We start from the raw sequence: 20,504 nt of genomic DNA on the forward strand, positions 1-20,504 counted from the left end.
CTTGATTAAAAGACAAAAAACCTACGAAGGTATTTTTATTTGTCTTAAACAAAAAGAGGTCGTGCCAAATAGACACGACCGCTTTGTATTTTAAGTCTTATAAAACTCTTTATTAGTCTGTAACCTGAACAGTTGCACGACGGTTGAAAGAGATTGGTGTCAATGTTTCTACACCACCCTTACCAACTTGAGTAATCTTGTTAGAGTCGATACCCATATTAACAAGTTCATCTGCTAAAGTCTTAGCACGTTGTTCAGACAACCACTGGTTGCGCTTTGGAGTACCTGTTGCACTATCAGCATAACCAGTAACGAGAAGATTACTGTTGTTGCTAACAGCGTACTTAGCAAGAGCACGTACATTTACGAGGTCTTTCTGAGAGGCAATATTTATCTTGTTGAGGTCAAAGAATACAGAGATAGGAGTAGAAATCAATTCCTTTACAGATTCACTTATGGTTTCAACAGGTTTTTGGTTTGCAAGTGCTTCACGAAGACGGGCGTTTTCGGCTTCAGCATCACGAAGACGTGAGTTCAAAGCATCGAGAGCTGCCTGATGTTGTGCATTGAGAGCATCAATATCTGGGGTCTTCTCCCAACCAGATTTGCCAAGATTAATTTGTAGACCTAATTCTACATAGAGGTTGTTATCGTGTGAATCCCAACCACGGTTGCCATAATATTGATCAAATCCGTCAATGTCACCTTCATAACGGTTCCAACCAGCCTCACCATATACACGCAATAGTTTGCTTAAACGGAAAGAAGCTTGAAGACCTGCACTAAGACCTGTTGCATATAAGTTGTGACTCATTGTACGACCAACACCAGCACCTACAAAAGGAATAATGTCTACAAGACGATTTTCACTGTAACCTAAGAACATATTGGTAAGATTGAACATCGCCTGACCTTGGGCAATCCAATATTTGTTACCATTGTCTACAGCTGAGGTATGAATATTTGTGTTACCTACACGCTTACCCCAAATACCTTGTACTTTAACACGAAGACCGAGACCAGGAGTAAACCATTTACCGATAGCTACCGCTACACCTGGATTTGCACGGAAATCCTTAAATGGACTTGCTTTTAAATCTGCACCGTGCTCCTGACCAGAATACCACGCATTCCAATCTATACCTGCCTGAACAAACCAGTTGCTCCAAAAAGAATTAGTGGCAACACTATACTTCTTTGTAGGCACTTCCTCTTGAGCAAAGCTGACCATTGATAAGCCAGCAAATGCCAATACCATTAAAATTTTTCTCATAATCTTTATTTTATTATAAATATCTTTGTTCATTATACTATCAATTCAATGCTTATTTTTTGTAATTAGTAAGTTGTATATCTCAAATCAAGTGCAAAATTAAACATAATTTTTTAATAAACAACATTAAAACAGAGAAAAATGCTGTTTTATGAAATATTTTTAGCGAATATAGCTTTTTAACTTGATATAGAAAAACAGTTGTATACTCGTTGTCTCAAAAGTATAAAGGGAGAAAAGTTTTGTAATTACAAAAAAATAATTTGTAATTACAGAATAAAAAACTATAATTAAATTTTTGCCGGGTTTTAATAACAACTTTTTCTGGTATGGTTGGAAGTAAGGAAAAACTCGGAATAGAGGAACAACCATGAAGATTGTATCCATAGAAAAACTCCGAAAATGGTGAGAGTAACAAAAGTTGAACTCACCAATTATTCAAAGTCTTATTGTCTTTGAACTGTTTTAATTTATCCACACTTCATACACAATACTTAAACATAATGCTATCCGCCATGATGATTAAGATAATCGGCTATTAAAAGCATAATAACGTCTACTATGAAAATACTATAGTTAAATATCTTGGCATTTTTCATCTTTCGCTTCATGGCAGGAGTATCTATTTGCTTCTCATACTCGGTAAAGATTTTAAGGTATCTGTCTTTCCGAAAAAATACAAGATACTCAAATAAAAGAGAAATAATTACATAAAAATACACGAAAGACTTATTGATAATATTTTGAATCTCAAGTAATTTACAAAGGAAGTGTGCAACCCCCAATATTAATCCACTGAAGAAAGTTAAGTTCAAGCAACATGCATAGAGTAAGCAAATGTCCCGGTCTTCAGTACTTCGCTTTCTATAAAACCGATACACTACGTAGTGTATCATAAAATAAAAGTCTATCATTTGTTCCAAAAATCCATATCAAATTCTTCCATTCCATATCTTCCTAAGAAATATCTACGCACAGTATAGTAAAAGAAGGCAATAATATAACGTGAATTCAACGAAATCACGTTATATTATATTTAAACATAATGCTATCCGCCATGATGATTAAGATAATCAAGTATAAACAGCAGAATAACGTCTAAAATAAAAATACTATAGTTAAATATCTTGGCATTTTTCATCTTTCGCTTCATTACAGGAGTATCTATTTGCTTCTCATACTCGGTAAAGATTTTAAGGTATCTGTCTTTCCGAAAGAATACAAGATACTCAAATATAAGAGAAATAATTGCATAAGACCAAATAAAAGGCTTATTAATAATTGATTGATATCCAAGTAATATGTCTAATAACCATTCGCCCAGAATCATTAATGATCCTGAAAGAAGTATGTTCAAGCTACAGGCATAGAATAAGCAAGTGTCTCTATCGTAAGTGCTTCGCTTTCTATAAAACCGATACACTACGTAGTGTATCATAAAATAAAAGTCTATCATTTGTTCCAAAAATCCATATCAAATTCTTCCAAGCCATATTTTCCTAAGAAATATGCACCTGACACAACCCAACCATAAGGAGGAATATAACCAGCACCTGTCATTATCAAGTCTAAACCGCCCTCGCCTATAAAGTTTTTCTTCTTTGCTCTAATTTCTTTTAAAGTCATAAAAGCTGAAATAAACCCAGAAGCTATACTCACTCTATTTGCAGTTTTTGCAATACGACTAATAACTTTAGGATTAAATTCAAAAGAAATATTATTGAACTTTACCGATGGTTTTATAGAACTCAGATATCGTCCTGTGTTATCATAAAAAATATAAGCTGTACTTCTTTTTAATGCTTTTCCAAAATTAAATTCTATCAGTGAAGCACCTGTACCAAGCTCTGAATTAAAATTACTAATAGAGCTCCATTCCTTTGTTTCTACTAATCTTTCAGAAAAACGTCTCTCTAATGTTCCACCTGATTTATATCCTTTGCCATCTTCTCCAAACGAAACATACCATTCTTTCTTATCATATGCATAATGTACATTTTTAAAACGAACGTTATTTCTTTGTGCATAGTTCCATGCAGCCAACTTTGTTGGGAACATTCCATAAAAATCTACTCGGTTTACAGGATTATTGCCACCATAAGCATAAGGACTAACGCTATAATATTCCTCTGCCAAAGGATCTATTCTATCCCACGAAGGAAGAACTGGACTATATTGCCGTGCCCCATAATCGTAAGTATTTAAACCATGCATTCTATCAAATTCTTTTCCATTATATTTGTAAGGTTGTAATGAGGCCTTCAGACAGCTAAGAGAATCGCAAAAAGAAGAACCAAAGGGATAATAATTAGTAACTTGTATGATACGTCCTAAATTATCAACAACTTCTCTATTATTTCCTAAATGGTCTTGATTGTAAAAATAGGGTTCGAAAGTGCTAATGTTATTTAATGTGCTATGCATGTCATCTTTCATATTCATATTTGTTGTAACATTTCTATCTGCTGTTCCTAATCCTTCCTTTATTCTATGCCCAATATTACCAAAATAGTATGCTTGTGCATAGCCTCCATGAAATAAATATTTGTCAATTCGTCCATTTTTTAAAAGATGAGACGTCATATTTATCAGAATTAGACGTCATTTCCGTCAGATTGAGACGTCATATTTTAGAGTGTATGACATCATATTTTGAATCTTAATGCTCATTCTTTAAGAATCAGGTAGTTATTGGGATAACTCCCGATTAGCATTACCTGTGCTGTTCCTTGCCTACTAATTGTAGGTTTATTATCTTTGTATGCTTCATCTGATAATCGTCTAATTAAATAGGCCCAAAGACTTGCATTAATTGGTAAAGGAGATGTAACTGCTGACAATCGGTACTCGCCATATCTTTTACCATCAATATCCTTTAGAACAAAATAAGAATATCTTCCACTCGTATATTTAGTATCAGGCATTTTCGTTATAAAACCCGTGTGGTACTTGCTTAAATCAAATATGGGTTCTGCCTCTGATAGTAACTGCCGGTATTGCTCCTGTTGCTTCCTCTGTTTCCTGGTTTTTGTTTCTGCTTTTACAGGACGCATTTTATCTATTCGACCTAAGCTGTCTAAGGCTACATAATATTCCTGATAACAAGGATTACTTTTAATAATGACATAAAAATATTTATTGTCCAAAGAATATAAAAGCTTGGGAGCTATAACTGTATCAAAATGCTGCAATACTTTATCTGCTTTAGTCCTGCTGACCATTGCCATTGAGTCGGCTATGTTCCCTCTATCTTCCTGTGCTTTACACACAAGCGAAAAACATAGCATTAAAATTATGGAATACGCTGCTTTCATCTTGTAATACTTTATTGGGTACGTGGTAATTTCTGTGGGTCAACAATTCCTCCATTAAATCCACCTGCGTGGTCACTGCCATCTCGTTGTGGTAACCCTAATATTCGTCTAATTAAATTGTCAGTCCTGATGGCATTGGTATTATTATTGACATCACTTTCCCGTCTTGCAGATGGAATACCATGCCCAAACACTTCGTGCCCGGATGTAACTGCTCTTTCTGTATTGCTTCCAGAAACCCCTGATATAATTACGGAATGAGAACCTTTTTTAGTGGGGGTATTAAATCCTTCTCCTCCCAAAAGTGATAATGTTGCAGCCTTCAATGTTCCGTCAGGCGTTAACGGAGATGGAAGATTGTTATTCTTAAAGTGGTCATTAATCGCATTTCCTCCCTCTAAGGACACATCACCTGAAATGTTCACATACTCTACCTTATGAACGTCTTTTGAGTTAATGGTATTTGTAACCATATCAATATACGTTCTCTCATCAATGCTAAGAGTTACACCGTCCAACACTTTTGTTAAGGCATCGCCATCTATTTTATTAAACTTATTTCCTTTAATGGTTATCAATTCCCTTACTCCCGAATATTTATCATCTGCTAAAACTTTGTAGACATCATCTCTAAAATTCTGTGCATCTTTCTTGGTTACTCCAACTATCTGCCTACCATCTGGATCAATAAATCTTATCGGATTATTATTACAATAAGCATAAGGACTAACGCTATAATGTTCCTCTGCCAAAGGATCTATTCTATCCCACGAAGGAAGAGCTGGACTATATTGCCGTGCCCCATAATCGTAAGTATTTAAACCATGCATTCTATCAAATTCTTTTCCATTATATTTGTAAGGTTGTAATGTGGCATTCAGACTGCTAAGAGAATCGCAAAAAGGAGAACCATAGGGATAATAATTAGTAACTTGTATGATACGTCCTAAATTATCAACAACTTCTCTATTATTTCCTAAATGGTCTTGATTGTAAAAATAGGGTTCGAAAGTGCTAATGTTATTTAATGTGCTATGCATGTCATCTTTCATATTCATATTTGTTGTAACATTTCTATCTGCTGTTCCTAATCCTTCCTTTATTCTATGCCCAATATTACCAAAATAGTATGCTTGTGCATAGCCTCCATGAAATAAATATTTGTCAATTCGTCCATTTTTTAAAAGTAATGCACCATTGAGCAAATAATCATTTCCATCAAATTATACTGCGCACATATTCCATTAGCGTATAACAAAAAGTTTTTTGCATATAACTATTGTTTGTTAAAATGATTTTAATGTTACAAAGGTATAATATTAAAAAAACATAACCAACAAAGAGAATAAAAAATGGTTTTAATGGGTGTTTTAGAGAATAGAAAAAAATACTTTTCTGCTCTTATGGCTTATTGTTCGATAAAAGTAAGAAAAATCGGAGTATGTGTTTGTGAAAAGCAACCACTATGCTACGAAAAATATGTGTTCGGTTTATTGAAACATTTTTTCGATATCAGCTTGTTTTAAAATTGTTAGAATGGGTTTTCCGTTCGGTGTATAATTAACATTGGTGCATACAAACAACTGGTTTACAATATTCTCCATTTCTTCGTTGCTTAATACCTGTCCGTGTGGAATAGCTGCATTTTGTGCAAGACTTAATGCTAATTTTTTATCAATATCTTGTTTCACAGAACTTTCTCCTTCGAGAGTAGAAGTAACCATTTCGTTCACAAGCATAGGTACATTTAGTCCTTCTATTCCTGTGGGAATACCATTTATAGCATAGCTTCCGCTGCCCATATTGCTTAGTTCGAAACCCATAGTTTCCATTTCGAGAAGTATATTTTGCAACATAACTTCGTTGCTCGATGGCAGGTCTACAATTTCAGGGAACAGCAATTTTTGTGTGTGCGCAGTATGTTCTTCCAACTGTTTCAGATATTGTTCGTACAAAATACGCACATGTGCACGGTATTGGTCTATTATCATTAGTCCCGATTTTACTGTAGTTATGATGTAACACCCTTTATATTGATAATGTATAGGCGAACGTTCGTCTTCAATATGTGTATTATCAAATTTGTCTGGTTTAAATAAAGTTTGTTCATCGGTAGAACTTAATGCAGATGACATTTCTTCAGAGCCTACATTTAGACCTTTGTAAAGTTCTTCCCATTGAGTTGTAGAAGAATTGTTTTTCTTAGTCTCTTTAAAAGGATTGTAACTGGGGTTGAAACCTACAGATGGAGCATTAATGTTTGCAGAAGGATTAAAGACAGGAATGTCTGGTTTTCCTTCGGTATCGAAATCTATAGATGGAATATCGTTGAATTTTCCTACAGCTTCTTTTACAGACGCCATTAGAATTTGCCAAATAGCTTGTTCGTTTTCAAACTTAATTTCTGTTTTCGTAGGGTGAATGTTTACATCTATATTTTCGGCAGGTACTTCGAAATAAAGAAAATAAGGAACTTGTTCGCCAAATGGTATCAGCCGTTCGTAGGCATTTACTACTGCCTTATTAAAATAGGGGTGTTTCATGTAGCGATTGTTCACAAAGAAATATTGCAAAGCGCCACGTTTCTTTGCCGATTCAGGTTTACCCACAAAGCCATAAATACGACACAAAGTAGTTTCGACATCTATAGAAAGTAGGTTTTGATTTATGCGCTTACCAAAAACATCTACTATGCGTTGGCGTAGATTGCATGCTTTGAGCGAAAAAACTTCAACTCCATTAGAATGTAAAGTGAAAGAAATGTTAGGATAAACAAGAACAATACGTTCGAATGCCGAAATAATATTATTCAGTTCTGTGGTATTCGATTTCAGAAACTTTCGTCGTGCAGGAACATTATAAAAGAGATTTTCTATCTTAAAATTGCTTCCTACAGGACAGGAACAAAGTTCTTGATTTTCAAATTTGCTTCCAGAAATAATTAGTGAAGTTCCTATCTCATCTTTTTCTTGACGTGTCTTTAATTCTACACGAGCAACAGCAGCAATAGATGCTAAAGCCTCGCCACGAAAGCCCATTGTTGATAAAGCAAATAAATCGTCGGCTTTTCGTATTTTAGAAGTGGCATGGCGTTCAAAAGAAAGACGAGCATCTGTTTCAGACATTCCCTTTCCATCATCGATAACTTGTATTAAAGTGCGCCCAGCATCTATAACTACAACATTTATAGTTTTTGCTCCTGCATCAACAGCATTCTCTATCAACTCTTTTACTACTGAAGCTGGACGTTGTATTACTTCTCCTGCAGCAATTTGATTTGCGACACTGTCTGGTAAAAGCTGTATAATATCACTCATTCTCTTTTTATTTAAGATAGATAATCAGTAGAACTGCTAAAATTGCTATAAAGATAATACTCCCAATGAATGATAGAAGATAATTGTTTGTCCTTCTACTTGTATTTCGGCAGCTATGAAAGTCGAAGCAATGTTCTTTATCGTTCGCATCTACCTCTAACTCCCCCTCCTTTTTTCCCTTTAATTTCTCTTCCAATTTTTTTAGACGTTCCTTTCTTTCATCAAAATAGATATATTCATGATGGAATCGTCGTGGTTTTGGTAAATTAAAGAATATCATAAGTTAGAAATCTACAATTAGTTGCTAAACTTTTGGCGTGGAGGAGCTGCTACTTCGGAAGGACGAACATCAGAATCGTCTTTTCGTGCCACTTTCCTGAATATATCGAATTTATCTTTGGGTCGTACCGATTCGTACCAATGAAAATTAGGGAGAAATACTTTGTCGGGAGGTATTTGCGTAATAGGATATAAGGTAGAAGTAAATTTGTTTGTCCAAATTTTTTCTAACTGTTGTTGTGGCGACATATAAATACGCATAGTGTCGGTTTCCAAATAATTTAAGCCTATAATAGAACTATCCTTTTCTTCTATAGGATAATAAACGGTGGCAACATTGCTGACAGCTTGTGCAGTTCTCATTTTTCCATCTAAGAACTGTGCATGCATTGTTTTAGAGGCTACCTGATTATAATGTTCCTTATCTTTAAGTTCTTCTATCGATAATGCGTTACCAAAAATATGTGCTTCACGAATGGTGGAATCGTTCATAAAAACTTTGATAGAATCGCCGAGAAGTTGCCTATTGTCGCTCCAAACAATAGGTTCTTGATACATAACCAAGCAAGAATCTTTAGTGTTAGCTATGAATAAGCCACACACAGCCTGAACATCTGTACGATAAGCACGTACATTATCAATACCAAAAATTTTACGATACACTTGTGGCGTATTAAAATTAAAAGCTTTCATAGTGATGGTATCGGCATGTACAAACAAAGTGTCGTTACCTTTTGAAAAGTCTTTAGCTACCGGACCTGGTTTTCCACCGTATGCAATAGCTGCGGTATCGGTATAATGAATATAATCTCCTTTAAAAGCGTGCTTACTTTTATAGTCAATATAATCTACATTTCCTTTACCTTCTCCAACATGAGTCTTACTATTATATAAGAGATTATCGCCAGTTATGGTACGCTGTTTAAGTTCATCTACTATTTTAACATTGCCATGCCCCTCACTATGTCCCGTGTTTGCATTATAAATAACATCTTCACCAGTAATTGTACGTTTTTCTTTATGGTCTATAATTTTAACTTTCCCATGTCCTTCTGTGTGTCCACTCTTACCATTATAAGCAATGTCTTCGCCCATCATAGTACGTTTGTTTACTTTATCGTTTATCTTTACGTTACCATGCCCTGTTGCATCGCCAGTAATACTATTATAGGTTATTTCGTTTCCTTCAATATCGCGTTGTGGAGATTTAATAGTAGAGAAGCCATTCAATTGCATATTATCGGTTTTACTATTATATGTTCCGTTTTCTGTATGAACAATTTCGCCCCGTTTGGTTCTAATTACCGATTTTCCAACAACATTCATTATTCCCGTTTCAGTATTTCCGTGTGCAGTTGGCGTATTAATATTGTATTTTGGTGTACGAATTACAACATTACCATAGAAATTAGCATCGTGTGTTTCTGTATTGTAATCGCCTTGATCAGCTGCAATCACATTTCCACCATAAGTTAATATTCCACGTCCACCAAAATAATTTGCAACATTCGATGCCATGTTATAATCTAAACTATCGCATTTTAAAGATTTGAATGGTTGGCGCACAACAACTTTTCCACGTGCTCTTAATGTTTGTTGAAAACCATCGTAAAAAGCTCGCTGACAAGTTAAATGTGTTCCATCTTTACGCCTGAAGTTAACATGCCCAAATGCTTGAAATGTATTTTGCTGGTCGTTAATATAAGCACTGTCGCACAGCAAGGTCATATCTTTATGTCTGAATTTTACATTACCTTTCACAACTTGGACATTTGGCATTTCCATTTGATTATGTCGCAAAATGTCGGCGTGGTCAATATATATCTTTGCCTTTTGTTTTTGTTTATCTTTTTGTGCAGAAACAGAAAGCGATGAACTTAGTCCAAATAGGCATAGAATCATATAAATGAAGATCCTATGCCTGTTGAAATATTTCGTATGTTTACTATTATTATCTATAATCATCTAACCCAACCTTCGTATTCGAAATCGCAATCCCGATATTCTGGAGCCATCTTTACATAAGTTTCCTTTACTTTTTTCTCAATCCATTTACGAATAACTTCTTGACGTTTCTTTGCAATAACAATATTCTTCATTGGTTGTAAATCTTCTGTAATTGTTGCACGATGTTCGTCTATTCTACTCCTCAACTTTATAATAGCACAAACCTCTTGTCCTTTTGCATCTACCATTTTAAAAGGAGATGATATCTCTCCAACTTTCATAGTATCTACAATATGCGCAATCTCAGAAGGTAAATCTTTCATTGCAAAGTGCGATGTACGGGTTGCGCCTCTAACATTAATCATAAGTCCATGATTATTTTTTGTATCTTTATCGTCAGATAGGAACGATGTCGCATCGTCGAAAGTAAATTTTCCTGCTTTAATATCATTACGAATAGAATCTAATCGATGTATTGCTCCATTCAAAGCCTTTTCAGAAACCTTCGGTCTTAACAAAATGTGCCGACAGTTTATTTTATCGCCACGTCTATCTATTAATTGTATAATGTGATACCCAAAATCGCTTTCTACAACTTTAGATATTTTTTTAGGATCCGTCAGATTGAAAGCGGCAGATGCAAATGTAGGATCTAACATTCCACGTCCCATATAGCCCAATTCTCCACCTCTACGTGCCGATTCTGTATCTTCAGAATATAGACGTGCAAGTGTTTCGAAAGAAGTTTCTCCTTTCGTAACTCTTTCTGTATAATTGCGAAGTTGGTCTTTTATTCTTGCTATTTCTTCAGGTTCAATTTTTGGAGTCTGCGTTAAGATTTGCACTTCCACATTTGCAGGAATCATCGGGATACTATCTGTTGGTAGTTTCTTAAAAAACTCACGAACTTCAGCTGGAGAGACCTTTACATCTCCAACTAATTTCTCCTGCATTCTCTCTACTAACAAACGATTCTTAAAATCATCGTGCAAGTCCTGTCGTATTTGTGCAATGCTTTTATGTTGATATTCTTCTAATTTCTCTTTCGAACCTATTTGAGGAAAAGATATCCACGCATTAATTTGTTGTTCGACACTTTGCATTACTTCTGCTTCTGTAACAGAAATACTGTCCAATGCTGCTTGATGCAAGAAAAGTTTTTGTACAGCAATCTGTTCCAAGATTTCGCAATTAGGATTTTTCTTCCATTTTTTACCTTCTGTTTCGCTTTGCAAACGCATAATCTCAAGATCAGACTTAAGAATTGGCTCGTCGCCTACAACCCACAAAACTTCATCTACAACGCTTTCTGGGTTTTCTTTTCCAATATCCGTTGAGTCGTTTTTAAAAGGAGATTGAGATATAGAAAGCGTTCTTGCTGGAACTCCCATCATCGTAATGACAGTTCCAACAAGAACAAATATAACACAATATTTCTTTAAATTCATAAGCTTCTATTCTAATTAATGCTTATTAACTGTGGCTAAAACTTCAGGATCTATTACTACAGAATATTTCTGACGAAGACTTTTTACCCACTCTTTCTCGAGTTCTTCTTGATAATCGGAAATTACAAGACTACGAACATCGTCTAAATCTTCTGGCGCTTTTAGTTTTTTACCATAAACAGCATCAATAGGATAATCTTTCATTGGTTTTACTTCTACTTTTTCCTTAAAAATATCTCTATCCACTAATGCATTGTCGCCTTTCTTAAATATTCCTTTCTCTACACGAATACGAATAGTACTATCATTATTGAACGTTGTTCGTAGCTTATCGCCCCATGTTTTGAATGGGATTTTAGCAACACAATCTTTAACGGCTTTTACATCGGCAGCCTTTTGTACATGATAGGCTATGCCTTTAAAGCGAGGCTCTTTCCATGCATAGTTTTTTCTATGCTTATTAAAGAATGCTTGTAGCCCCGCTTCATCTGATGCAGCCTTGTCCCAAACTGTGCGTGTGCTCATTTCGATAAGCAGAAGACCATCGTGATATTCTTTCACAAGGTTTTTAAGGTTCTCATCTTTCGCTTCCATTTCTGCAAGTTTCTTTTCCACAAGCTGCTCCGGCGTAATTCCATTTCCTGCTTCTGCAGCCATTCTACCAAGTTTCTGATCGATAATTTGCTCACGCAAGTTACGTGCTTCTATGAATTGGTGAATGTCAGCCTTTAGAGAATCGTACGGTTGGAAGTCCTCTTTCTTGATATATTTAATGATATGGTATCCGAACGGAGATAATATTGGATGACTAATTTCTCCAGGTTTCATAGAGAAAAGAGCGTTTTCAAAAGCTTGTACAGTCTGACCTTTTGTTATTAAAGGTAATTCGCCACCGCGTGCAGCTGAACCAGGGTCGTTAGAATATTTCTTTGCCAATTCAGCAAAGTTACCACCTTTCTTCAATACATTATATATAGAGTCGGCTCTGTTGGCAATAGCTGCCTGCTCTTTCTCTGTTGCCTTTTGGTTAAGCGAAAGCAAGATATGAGCACAACGAACTAAACCACCATTACTTTCTATTCTATCTCTTGTTTCCTTATAGATTTTCTGTGCCTCAGCTTCTACGTCGGCATCGGTAATCATTGTAGGACGTACCTGCTGATCACGGTAAGTCATAAATTCTTGCTTAAAGGAACTAAGTGTATCAAGTTTTGCATCTAAGGCAGCTTGAACCTTCAATTTATAATTGACAAACAAGTCTACATATTCGTTTATAGACTTTTTATCTATTACTCCATCGGTATTATTCTTATTATATGAATACTCAAACTCTGAACGATGAATGGGATTGCCATTTATCGTCATAATTACAGGATCATTTTGTTGTGCAAAAGCCATTACACTGCTGAGCAGCATAGTAGCTAAAGAAATTATTATTCTCATTTTAAAATGATATTCATTCTCTAATTTATATTATTATAGCTTATCTTTTTTAGATTGTACATTGAAGCAATACATATCTTTTTGTAGTAACGAACTCGACAGATATTTATTATTCGGGACGTGAATAGTTTGGTGCTTCGCTTGTTATGGCAATGTCGTGTGGGTGGCTTTCCATCACCCCAGCGTTGGTAATGCGTGTGAAACGCGCATTGTGAAGCTTCTCAATCGAAGGTGCACCACAGTAGCCCATACCCGAACGCAAACCGCCTACAAGCTGATAAATCACTTCTTGTACAGTTCCCTTGTATGGTACACGACCCGCAATGCCTTCCGGAACAAGCTTCTTGTTGTCGCTGATGTCGCCTTGGAAGTAGCGGTCGCGCGAACCGTTCTTCTGTTCCATAGCCTCCAATGAACCCATACCACGGTAACTCTTAAACTTACGTCCGTTGAAGATAATGGTATCGCCCGGCGATTCTTCAGTTCCTGCTACCAACGAACCAATCATTACGCTGCTGCCACCTGCTGCCAATGCCTTTACCACGTCGCCTGAATAACGCAAACCGCCGTCAGCAATCAGTGGAACACTGGTATCTTTCAATGCTGAATAAACATCGTAGATAGCACTAAGCTGTGGTACACCGACACCAGCAACCACTCGAGTGGTACAGATTGAACCAGGACCGATACCCACTTTCACGGCATCAGCACCATTTTCAACAAGGAATTTTGCAGCTTCGCCCGTTGCAATGTTGCCTACTACAACATCAAGATTAGGGAAAGCCGTCTTCACATCGCGCAATTTGCCAATTACACCTTGCGAATGTCCGTGTGCCGTATCAATAACAATAGCATCAACACCAGCTTCTACCAATGCCGAAGCGCGCTCCATCGTATCGACTGTAACGCCCACGCCAGCTGCAACGCGCAAGCGTCCTTTCTCGTCCTTGCACGCCATAGGTTTGTCCTTTGCCTTTGTAATGTCCTTATATGTAATCAAGCCCACCAAATGGTTGTCTTTATCGACAACCGGCAGCTTCTCTATTTTGTTCTCTTGCAATATTTGTGCAGCCGCCGTAAGGTCGGTTTGCTGATGTGTCGTTACAAGGTTTTCACTTGTCATCACCTCGTCGATGGTCTTGTCAAAGTGACGTTCGAAGCGTAAGTCGCGGTTAGTAACAATACCCACTAAATGGTTTTCTTCATCAACAACAGGAATACCACCAATATGATATTCAGCCATCATAGCCAACGCTTCTCTTACAGTACGTCCCCGACGAATGGTTACTGGGTCGTAAATCATTCCATTCTCAGCACGCTTTACGATAGCAACTTGCCGGGCTTGTTCTTCTATCGTCATGTTCTTATGTATCACACCGATTCCTCCTTCGCGCGCAATAGCTATTGCCATAGCACTTTCGGTTACGGTGTCCATCGCCGCCGTTACGAAAGGAATGTTCAGTTCGATGTTACGTGAGAACTTGGTTTTCAACTCCACCCCCTTGGGTAGTACCTCTGAATAAGCTGGTATTAAAAGGACGTCATCGTAAGTCAGTCCGTCCATTACGATTTTATCTGCAACAAATGAAGACATAGTGTATATTAGAAAATTTATTGCGTGCAAATTTACTAATTATAATTCATACCAGCTGCCATTTATATGGTTTTTCTACCGTGCATTAAAGGTATTTAACGCATTGGTTTGTCCCAACGCCTTAATGTCTATCTTCTTTGTTTTTTGCTCTTTGCATCGAACTTGTAAGTGAAGGATATGCGTGCGAAGTGGTGCATCGCTTCCTCCCATTGTTCGGTGCGCTGTGTTGGTGTAATGGTAGAACTGTTCCACACTGCCTGGTTCAGAATATCGTCAAGATCTATACCCAGCACACCTTTACCTTTCCAGAAGAGCCACTTCGCATTTGCGTTCCACACGAGACGATGCCTGTTTATTTCCGGACTTAGATAGCCGGAGCGTAACCGGTCTTCGAATTTCGTAGAGAATTCCCACTGCTTCAGCTTTGCCAAACCCTTTAGTCCGAAATTATAATTGCCGAATGTGTTGTTGTATTCAGATGCCAACGAATATCTGTTCCGGCGCAAATTCATTGAGCCAAAGAGGTTTAGTACAAGCCAATCGTGCTCGTAACTAAGTTCTGGAGATAGGTTCAGTGTAAGCTGTTTCAGCTTGTTCTGCTGCTTTTCCACGGTTTCATTGAGTGCTGCAAGGTAGCCATACGATGTTGTGAAATAGGTTTCAGCCTTGGTAAATAGGTGGAAGTTGTCGCCAATGCCCTTGTCCAACACAGCACTGAAGAGCCATTCATCGCCACCCCGTACGTTTTCGTCATGTGTGCGGTAGACACCTGTAGCTGGATTATAGTAGAAAACGCTTGCTATTGGATTGATGTTGTGGGTGTAGCCAGCTTTCAGCAACATCATAGACTGTACTCTTGGCAAGGTCTGTCTGTACGTTACCATGCTGCTATGCTTGTGGCTTCGGTGCAACAATGGGTTGCCTTCCTTAATCCAAAGAGGGTCTGTGTCATCGCGATAGGCAAGGGTCGAAAGCAGATCTGGCAAGCTTGTAGTGTAGTTGAACGTAAAATCGAAGTTGCTGCGCTTGCCAATCTTCCACTTTATCTCCATGTTTGGGTTTATCAGCACGCTGTTTCGGGTTGATGCCGTGTCCAATCTGCCCCGCTGGTAGTCTAAGTGTTCGTGTAGCCAGTCTACCTTTACGTTCGGAAGAAACTGCCATTTGTCCAACTTGTAGGTCAGTCCTGCCTGCGCCGTATGGGTTGCCGTGCTTCTGTGGCTGTCGAAACTGTTGGCTGCGTCTTTTACTTCGTCACGGTTGTTGTCCAACTTCGACTGCACATCGGTGCTGTAGAAATCTTGCCGAACCGATTTGTTCAGTTTATCAAAAGTATAACCCCCAGTTAAAAGCAAGTTATTTTTAATGTAATATTGCAGTTCTGTATACGCCTTGAAGTCTAAGTTGTGGAAAGGTAGGCGGCTGTATTGATATAGCGGCGACTGCACTCCTTGCTCCACATAGTCTATCTGCTGGTTCGTATTCGTGCGGTTGTTACCATTGCTGTAATTGGCAGTTGTACCAAAAGAAAATTGCCCCTTCTTTCCCAAAAGATGCCCCCACTTTGCGTTCAACGTGGTATTTAGAGCTTCGTTCGTGCTCTGTGCGTAGGTTCGCTTGCGATTAATGAGGTGGCTGTATATGTCATCGCCATGCTTTGCCATCAGGGCAGGGTCGAGCGGAAAGTCTCCAAACGCTTCGGGATTGCTGTTGAAACGTGCGCTGCTTGCCTCTTCGTTCTTTCTCTGAAACGTATATTCGAATTCTAAGTCAGCCGTTATATAGTTTACCGAATCAGCGAAAGTGAAAAGGTCTGCCATTATCGTTGGCTGTATTTTGTGTTCGTACCGCTTGTTCCTGCTTAGTCCCCACGTCTTTGCGTTGCCTAATGTTGGTATGGTCTGGTCGGTTCTGTATTCCGTTCCCCAGCCGTCGGTATGGTTAAAGTTGGAGCTGAACGACACATTGTTCCTATTAGAGAACTTGTGTGTGCCCTGTTTCCAGTTGTGTTGCCATGCCGCTGCTGCGTTCTGTGCCTTTCCGAAGTTATCGAAATTCCCCTTATTGTACCAGTCTATCCCCAACTTTTGGAAATAGTCTACGTTGTTGGCATCTATGCTGACCAATGTTGGATTCCTGTCACTCAGAAGGTTTGTCTGGACGGAGGCTTGGTAGTTCTTGGGCGTTTGCAGCCTTGCGGTCATGTCGCCGTACCATTTGTCCATGAAACCAGGCTTGATATTAATGTCTAAAACGTTGTCGTCCTTACCGTCGTCGTTGCCCGACTGCTGTGCCAGTTCGCTTGCCTTGTTGTAGGTTTTTATGTTTTTCACAGCCTCGGCAGGTATTTCTCCTACAATGCTACCGCCACCAAAGATGTCGCGACCATTCATGAGCATGCGCAAAGGCTTGTTGTTCCAATAGAGTTTGCCGTCTTTTTCCACTACTCCGGGCAGTCGCTTTATCAGCTCGTCGAGCCTTGCGCCCTCTTTCAGTTTGAAGGCTTCGGGGTGGAAGACGATGGTGTCGCCACTCATTGTAAAGCGGCGTGCCTTTGCCGTAACCACTACATCGTCGAGCATCAGCTCGGTAGGTTTCAGCAGAAAGTCGCCTAAATCCAGTGTATCTGTGCCGGAATAGCCTGACGAATACGAATGTTTTGTTGCTGTTTCGTAGCCTATCATGCTGGCTTTGATGGTCATACGCCCCTCAAAACTGCTTGAACAGGAGAATTTTCCTTCTGCATCGGAGGTTATATCCATTATCTGGGTGCTGTTGCCACTTTTAATTTCTATTTTTACAGATGCTTTTTCTATTGGCTCTTTCGTGTTCGCATCGAGCACACGTCCTTTTAAATCCTCGGCATGAATGGAGGCAGGGATAGATAAAAGCGCAAGCAAGATTGTTGCAAAAAATGTATGTTTCAGTACCATAAGCTGGAAGATTTTTATTTTAAATTTATTTCGGCATCAATATATGTGGTTAGTTATATTCGCAAAGTTAGTTCTTTTCTGTCAACTGTTGCTTTCCTTTTTTCATCTTTCTTATACTTTAATTTTTTATAACACAATAGAAGGGATTTAAAAGACAAATGGCGTACAATCAAAGCACCGCTTATTTACATTCCAAGGCAACAGGTATTGAACTTCAAAACAGTCTTGTTTGCATCGAATGTCAATACATTTGAATATTTGAGGAAGCCATGAACAGACGCCTACTAACCACCAATTGCCAACTACTAATCACCGTTTGTAGATGTAAGGGTGCGACAATTCTACCTCTATTTGTCTTACAACTACATCTAATAACAATGCTGCAACTATGTGTCAAAATTGTAAACAATTTCTAAAAATATAGTATTCCTGCAACTGTCTATATTCCAACACTTTACAAAGTCTATTCTCTTAGTCTGTCAAACAGGCTCTTTTGCAATGCAAAAGAATGGTTTTTACCGGACAAAAACCATTGTTTTATCTTTCAATACCGCTGCTTTTGAAAAACAGAAAAGGATTTTCGGCTTTTCAACGCTGTTTTTGTTGTTTCGCAAGAATATCAGATTATTTCCCAAATGTCAAAACACACGGTTGCGAACTTCCCATTTCATACTTGCATAATCCCTGCATTCCTACAGCTAAAGCAGTAAGATAATGGTAAAAAGAAACCGCCCTTTCCAAACTGGAAGAGCGGTTGAGAGTGCCTGTTAGTTTGCCATCTCGGATATAAACTTTATGCGAATCAACCGAATATCGTCTTCGGTATAGTCATCGTCGAGTTCCTTGAGAGCCTCGTCGATGTTGTCGGTATGGCTGTTCATAAAGTAATCGTAGATGTCGTCTATCTTGTCTTCATCGTAAATGTCCCTCAAGAAGTAGTCTATGTTGAGCTTTGTGCCACTATACACGATTTCTTCTATCTTTGAAAGCAGTTCGTCGAAGCTGAGTCCTTCGGCAACGGCAATGTCGTCTAACGGCAATTTGCGATCAATATCTTGAATAATCTTCACTTTCTGCATCGATTTCTTAGCCACGGTGCGCACGCGCAGTTCTTCGGGACGCTCTATGTTCTTTTCCTTGCAGTATTTTTTTATGAGTTCGCAGAACTCCTTTCCGTAACGTTTTGCCTTGCCCACGCCCACGCCTTGTATGTTTTGCAGTTCCTCTTCCGTAATGGGATACATCATAGCCATTTGGTCTAACGATGGGTCTTGGAAGATAACGTAAGCCGGAATGCCTAACTTGCGTGCCAAATGCTTGCGCAGGTCTTTCAGCATAGCATAGAGTTCGGGGTCGGCAACACTTGTTCCGCCTACCATACTTTCGTCTATTTCATCGGTTTTGAACTCTTTGTCCATTACAATCATAAACGACTTCGGTTCTTTCAAGAATTGTTTTCCAGCTGCGGTGAGTTTCAGTAGACCATAGTTTTCTACATCTTTCTTTAAATAGCCTTCCAACATGGCTTGCCGAATAACGGGGTTCCATATCTTCGGATTTTCCTTTTCACCGAGTCCAAATTCTTCGAGCAAATTGTGTTTATGGTCTTTTATATCGTCAGTACCACGCCCCTTGACAAAGTCTATGACATATTCTTGGCGGAAATTTCCGCCTAAAGCCTTCACTGCTTGCAATACAATCAATAGCGGTTGCTTTGCTTCAATCTTCTCTTTCGGGTGCAGACAGTTGTCGCACATACCGCAATTGTCTTTCGTATATTCTTCGCCAAAGTAGTGGAGCAGCAGTTTGCGGCGACAAACCGACGATTCGGCGTATGTTTCGGTCTCTTGCAGCAGCTGTCTGCCTATGTCTTGCTCAGCAACGGGCTTGCCTTCCATAAAGTTTTCGAGCTTCTTGAGGTCGTTTTTCGAGTAGAAAACAATACATTTGCCTTCTTCTCCGTCGCGTCCCGCACGCCCTGTTTCCTGGTAATAGCCTTCCAGACTCTTTGGAATATCGTAGTGGATAACGAACCGGACATCGGGTTTGTCGATGCCCATACCGAAAGCAATGGTTGCAACAATGACGTCGATGTTTTCCATCAGGAAGTCGTCTTGCGTCTTCGAACGCGTTTCCGAGTCGAGACCGGCATGGTATGGTGCTGCCTTTATGTCGTTGGCTTGCAACACGGCAGCCAGTTCCTCAACCTTCTTGCGTGAAAGGCAGTAGATGATACCGCTCTTTCCGAGATTTTGCTTGATGAATTTGATAATCTGACGGTTGGTGTCTTCCTCGTTCTTCTTGGGCCGTACCTCGTAGTAAAGGTTAGGACGATTGAACGAACTCTTGAATTCGGCACAGTCTTCAATGCCCAAACTCTTCACGATATCTGTGCGTACCTTGTCGGTAGCTGTAGCAGTGAGGGCTATTATCGGTGCTTTGCCAATCTGGTCTATAGCTTGTCGTATCTTCCTATACTCCGGTCGGAAGTCGTGTCCCCACTCCGAGATACAGTGCGCCTCGTCTATCGCATAGAAACTGACCTTTACTGTCTTGAAGAATTCTATGCTTTCCTCTTTGTTTAGCGACTCCGGTGCAACATAAAGCAACTTCGTCTTGCCGTTCTGAATGTCGGCTTTAACGTTGTCAATCTCTGTTTTCTTCAACGATGAGTTTAGATAATGCGCCACACCATCTTCTTCGCTGATACCATTAATGACATCTACTTGATTTTTCATCAATGCTATCAGAGGGGAAATAACGATAGCCGTGCCTTCCATTATGAGTGAAGGCAATTGATAGCAAAGGCTCTTGCCGCCACCCGTAGGCATCAGCACGAAAGTGTCGTTGCCAGCTAATACGTTGCGGATAATAGCCTCTTGTGCGCCCTTGAACTTATCAAAGCCGAAAAAGTGCTTTAGCTTTTCTGTAAGATTGACTTCTTTTGCCATTTTAA

At 38.8% G+C, this 20,504-nt stretch carries 12 protein-coding genes; all 12 read right to left on the reverse strand.

Going from position 1 to position 20,504, the window contains the following annotated elements; genetic code table 11:
• Positions 1–112 precede the first annotated feature (112 nt).
• Positions 113–1,273 carry an OmpA family protein gene (locus tag RDV52_RS10915; protein ID WP_081470699.1) on the reverse strand — a complete coding sequence of 387 codons (1,161 nt, stop codon included), beginning with the start codon at positions 1,271–1,273 and terminating at the stop codon, positions 113–115.
• A gap of 1,452 nt (positions 1,274–2,725) precedes the next feature.
• Entirely contained in the window at positions 2,726–3,856 is a 1,131-nt protein-coding gene (locus RDV52_RS10920; RefSeq protein ID WP_223381185.1) for an RHS repeat domain-containing protein, read from the reverse strand.
• Positions 3,857–3,939: 83 nt separating this feature from the next.
• Positions 3,940–4,587 (reverse strand): hypothetical protein, encoded by a 648-nt coding sequence (locus RDV52_RS10925; protein ID WP_004365497.1) that lies wholly within the window; start codon positions 4,585–4,587, stop codon positions 3,940–3,942.
• Positions 4,588–4,598: 11 nt separating this feature from the next.
• On the reverse strand, positions 4,599–5,792 hold the full coding sequence (locus RDV52_RS10930) for an RHS repeat-associated core domain-containing protein (RefSeq protein WP_223381184.1): 1,194 nt from the start codon (positions 5,790–5,792) through the stop codon (positions 4,599–4,601).
• Between the two features lie 285 nt (positions 5,793–6,077).
• On the reverse strand, positions 6,078–7,904 hold the full coding sequence (gene mutL / locus RDV52_RS10935) for a DNA mismatch repair endonuclease MutL (protein ID WP_004365492.1): 1,827 nt from the start codon (positions 7,902–7,904) through the stop codon (positions 6,078–6,080).
• A gap of 7 nt (positions 7,905–7,911) precedes the next feature.
• Positions 7,912–8,184 (reverse strand): hypothetical protein, encoded by a 273-nt coding sequence (locus tag RDV52_RS11215; protein WP_004364832.1) that lies wholly within the window; start codon positions 8,182–8,184, stop codon positions 7,912–7,914.
• Positions 8,185–8,201: 17 nt separating this feature from the next.
• On the reverse strand, positions 8,202–10,148 hold the full coding sequence (locus tag RDV52_RS10940) for an OstA-like protein (protein WP_004365491.1): 1,947 nt from the start codon (positions 10,146–10,148) through the stop codon (positions 8,202–8,204).
• The gene (locus tag RDV52_RS10945; protein ID WP_004365490.1) at positions 10,145–11,578 is read right to left on the reverse strand and encodes a peptidylprolyl isomerase; all 1,434 of its coding nucleotides are present in this window, start codon (positions 11,576–11,578) and stop codon (positions 10,145–10,147) included. Before RDV52_RS10945 ends, RDV52_RS10940 begins: the two co-directional genes overlap by 4 nt.
• A gap of 15 nt (positions 11,579–11,593) precedes the next feature.
• Entirely contained in the window at positions 11,594–13,021 is a 1,428-nt protein-coding gene (locus RDV52_RS10950) for a foldase protein PrsA (protein WP_004365489.1), read from the reverse strand.
• A gap of 109 nt (positions 13,022–13,130) precedes the next feature.
• Complete coding sequence (guaB, locus tag RDV52_RS10955) at positions 13,131–14,615, reverse strand: IMP dehydrogenase (RefSeq protein ID WP_004365488.1); 1,485 nt, start codon at positions 14,613–14,615, stop codon at positions 13,131–13,133.
• Between the two features lie 128 nt (positions 14,616–14,743).
• Complete coding sequence (locus RDV52_RS10960; protein WP_004365487.1) at positions 14,744–17,548, reverse strand: TonB-dependent receptor; 2,805 nt, start codon at positions 17,546–17,548, stop codon at positions 14,744–14,746.
• A gap of 767 nt (positions 17,549–18,315) precedes the next feature.
• Positions 18,316–20,499, reverse strand: a complete 2,184-nt coding sequence (gene recQ, locus RDV52_RS10965; protein WP_004365485.1) for a DNA helicase RecQ — start codon at positions 20,497–20,499, stop codon at positions 18,316–18,318.
• Positions 20,500–20,504 lie beyond the last annotated feature (5 nt).

This window comes from Prevotella nigrescens (genome assembly GCF_031191185.1).
GTDB classification, from domain to species: Bacteria; Bacteroidota; Bacteroidia; order Bacteroidales; family Bacteroidaceae; genus Prevotella; species Prevotella nigrescens.